We start from the raw sequence: 3541 nt of genomic DNA, 5'->3' as shown, positions 1-3541 counted from the left end.
TTGGCACGATGGTCCCGCCTCGTCCGCCGCTTGATCGGGTTCTGATGGCTTCCAATGAGCTATCGAACCGCCCCATCCTGCAAGAATATGCCCAAAGGGCCTGGGATGCCCCAGATGACGAAAACGCGGACCATCCACCATGGTCGGAACGTCTGGCTGCGCTTGGATACAACTCGGCTCCCACAATAGAACCGGTTTCGATTTCTGCCCTGTCGAGCCTGCTGAGCAGTGAAATTGTTGCGGAGCGGGTCCATCATTTCGATAGCGAGTGGACGTCGAAAATCGCCACCTATCTGGATCGGTAGGTGCCGCCCGGAATTGCTGCCAAAGCTGTAGCTCACTCCTCTTCCGCCGCACTAAACCCCGCTCCCATGGTGGCTCGCACGGGGCTGCCCCATGGCGTTGCGTGGTTGTCGATGCGCATCTGGAAGATAAAGTAAGTCGGCGAGCAGAAGCCGATGCCTTTCACCTTGCCGATGCCCGGCGTGTCAGGCGGCAGCGACTGGCACATATAGTCCTCGCGGCAGAAATGATCGGCCGAACAGGCCGGCCGGTTGCCGCGATTGACGGCGCCGCCAAGGCATTGGTCGAAATTGTTGGTGGCCACGCAGATGTCGAATTTCTTGCCGCCGACCAGCCCGCAGATCTCGTTCGGCATCGGCTTGCCGGCCTTGAAGGCCGCGAAGTCGCGGTCCTTGTCGTCGCAGCCGCGATAGGCGATGCCGCCAGGCACGCCGATCTTCGGCGGACGGCAGGTGTAGGCGGTACGGGAAATGTCCGGGGCGAAGGCCGCGAATTGGCCCGATTTGCTATAGCGGTCGTTGAAAGGCTGCGCCGCGTTGCTGGCGATCGAGCCGGTCAGGCAGGGGTGGCCGGAAAACATTTTTTCGCTGTCCTTGGGCAGCAGGCATTGCGCCAGTTTCGTGTGCACGCCTGAAGCGGTGGCCAGCGGCGTGCAGACGGTGCCGCCGTCGCATTGCCAGGTCGCGCCGAAGCGGGTCGCATCTTCCGGCATCAGGCACGGCATGGCCATCTCGGCCGGCGCATAGTCGACCGCGTCGGCGTTCGTCCAGACCGCCGGCGGCGCAAAGGAGAGCGGACGGAAGCGGTTCGGCTGCTTGCCTTCGGCCGTGGCGGCGAGCCACGCCTGGCGCCGCGGGATCTCGGCATGAAGATGCGGCGAAATCCCGACCTCGATGCGGTTCAGCGGCGATGTTGTCTTGTCGTCTAGCCCGATGAAATGGAAACCGGCGGTCGAACCGGCCTGATGGCAACCCTGGCAGGCGCCATTGTCCAGCCGCTCGACCAGCGCTTCCGGCGTGCGCAGCAGTTTCAACGCGGAATAATCGAGCGATGCGAATTCCTTGGGCTGGAATAATTGCGTAAACGGATGATTGGCTTGCCGCGCGCTGCCGAAGGTCGACCATGATATGATCTTTCTGGCCAGGAACTCGTCGGGGATTTCATAGACGCCTTCGTCAACCGCCGGCAAATTGGCGCCGACATAGGCGGCAAGCCGTGCTTTCAGCGCCGCGTCCTGCGAGAGCCGTGCGGTGTCGGGCGTGTTCTCCAGCGGCTTCTCGCTGATAGCAGCGCCATCGATGCCGAATACCCGCATGAGATAGGCCGCCTGCCCGCCGAACTCGGTTTCCTGGCCGGACGGGAAGCGCACCACCTGCGCGTTGAGCTCTAGCTGCTTGAAGGTCAGCCCGGCCTTCTCCAGCGGCCCGCCGGTCAGCCAGCCGGCATCGACGCTCTCGTCAAGCTGTGGCGCCCAGCGTCCGGCAGTGCCGACGCAGCCGCCATCGGCATCGGGAGCGGCGCTGTAGACGGCATTGAAATTGAACGGCAGGCGCGATGCCTGCAGCTTGCCGTTCTTGCGAAAACTGTAGGCCAGGCGGTAGATGAAGCGCACCTCGCCGCAGCTCCTGTCGCCTTGCAGCAGCGTGAAATCGCGACGGTCGAGCCGGTTGACGACGCCGACCAGCCGGAAGCGCGCGGCATCGGTCTTCAGCCAGCGCATATCCATGATGCGGCCGACATTGCCGTCTGTCACCTCGTGGAGCGGCCGCCCGCCATCCTTCATCTCGGCGCGGAGCGCTGCAACATCGGAGGCAACGATGTCGACGATGGCGTGATAGGCGGGCGCCTCGCCGTAGAGCGTCTTTAGACCGTCCTCGCCGTCAACCCCCAAAACATCGGCGAAGCCGAAACCCCCGGCATCGAGCGCGGCGAGCACCGCCGGATTGTCGACGACGGTTACAGGGCCTTCGGCGCGCGCCGTCGACGCCATGAAGACAGCGATGAGGGTGGCAAGCAACGGAGCCAGGGCGCGTTTCATAGAACAGCCGTGCGCGCGTCGAAGAGTTCACGCAACACCGGCAGCAGCGCCAGCGGCAGATCCTCGGCGATCAGGCCGGGTCCGAACCGGCTGCCGGCTTCAGCGTGTAGCCACACCGCCGCGCAGGTGCCCTCGAAGGGCGGCATGCCTTGTGCGAGCAGACCGGCGATGATGCCCGACAGCACGTCGCCTGACCCGGCTGTGGCCAGCCACGGCGCACCATTGGAATTGATGGCTGCCTTGCCATCAGGCGCAGCTACGACCGTGTCGGCGCCCTTGTAGACGATCGTTGCGTTGGCCCGCGCGGCAGCCGCTCGCGCCTTGTCCAATTTCGACATGGTTTTGTCCCCGGCGATATCTGGGAACAAGCGGCCGAATTCACCCTCGTGCGGCGTGATGACCAACGCTGGAGCGTTTGGCTGACGGGCGGCTTCGAACAGCGCCTGCGGCTGATGGGCCAGAGAGGTGATGGCATCGGCATCAAGCACGATCGCTCCTCCGTGGTTTGCAGTTTGCGATGCGCGTGCACCCTCCGCCAAGGTCTTGATCAGTTGCAGGGCGAAATCGCCGACCTTGGGCTTTGGCCCGAGTCCCGGTCCAAACACCAGCGCCTCGGGATGGCGCGCCGTCAGAAATTCCTGCACCTCCTCGAGTGACCCCGCCTCTCGCAGCATGATCGAGGTGAGGTGTGTCGCGTTCACCTGCATGGCATTGCCAGGCGACAGCACGGTGACCGCCCCTGCCCCGCTTCTCGCGGCGGCCATCGCCGACAGCCGCGCCGCGCCGGTAGCACTGGCACCGCCGGAAAAGACGCCGACATGGCCGCGCTTGTATTTATGCGCGTCCACCGCCGGCACCGGAAATTCCCGCAACCACAGGTCCGGCACATTTTCGAAGGTCGAGACGGCGAGTTGGGCGATGATGCCGTCGCCGATGCCAATATCGGCGAGCACGATCTCACCGCATTGCCCGCGCCCCGGCAGCAGCAAGTGGCCGGGCTTTTTCCGCGCGAAGGTGACGGTGACCTCGGCGCGAAACGCCCTGCTCAATATTTCGCCGCTGGCTCCCGAGACGCCCGACGGCAGGTCGATCGCGACCACAGGCAGGCGCAGGGCTGTCACGGTACCGACAGCTTTCGCGGCATCGCCGGACAGCGGCTTGGACAGCCCTGCCCCCTAGAGCCCGTCGATCACTGTCGAG

Annotated in this window: 2 protein-coding genes and 1 pseudogene; 1 reads left to right on the top strand and 2 read right to left on the bottom strand. The window is 64.6% G+C overall.

Going from position 1 to position 3541, the window contains the following annotated elements; all coding sequences use genetic code 11:
• Positions 1–305, top strand: a 305-nt coding sequence (locus tag EN749_RS32680; protein ID WP_210214746.1) for a hypothetical protein, incomplete at its 5' end; no start/stop codon positions are given.
• A gap of 32 nt (positions 306–337) precedes the next feature.
• On the opposite strand, the gene EN749_RS32675 is transcribed toward EN749_RS32680, so the two are convergent.
• Positions 338–2341, bottom strand: a complete 2004-nt coding sequence (locus tag EN749_RS32675) for a hypothetical protein (protein WP_128364717.1) — start codon at positions 2339–2341, stop codon at positions 338–340.
• Positions 2338–3541, bottom strand: a pseudogene (locus EN749_RS32670) (NAD(P)H-hydrate dehydratase); the annotation flags it as partial. The gene EN749_RS32675 and the pseudogene EN749_RS32670, both read right to left, overlap by 4 nt.

The sequence above is a fragment of the Mesorhizobium sp. M7A.F.Ca.ET.027.02.1.1 genome, assembly GCF_004022985.1.
Taxonomy (GTDB): domain Bacteria; phylum Pseudomonadota; class Alphaproteobacteria; order Rhizobiales; family Rhizobiaceae; genus Mesorhizobium.
The sequence above is the reverse complement of the archived record's forward strand: the minus strand, read 5'-3'. Positions and strand labels throughout refer to the sequence as shown.

Bases quoted from the DNA above. Each gene is read 5' to 3' on its own strand.
- EN749_RS32675 (WP_128364717.1), bottom strand. From the start codon at position 2,341: ATGAAACGCGCCCTGGCTCCGTTGCTTGCCACCCTCATCGCTGTCTTC.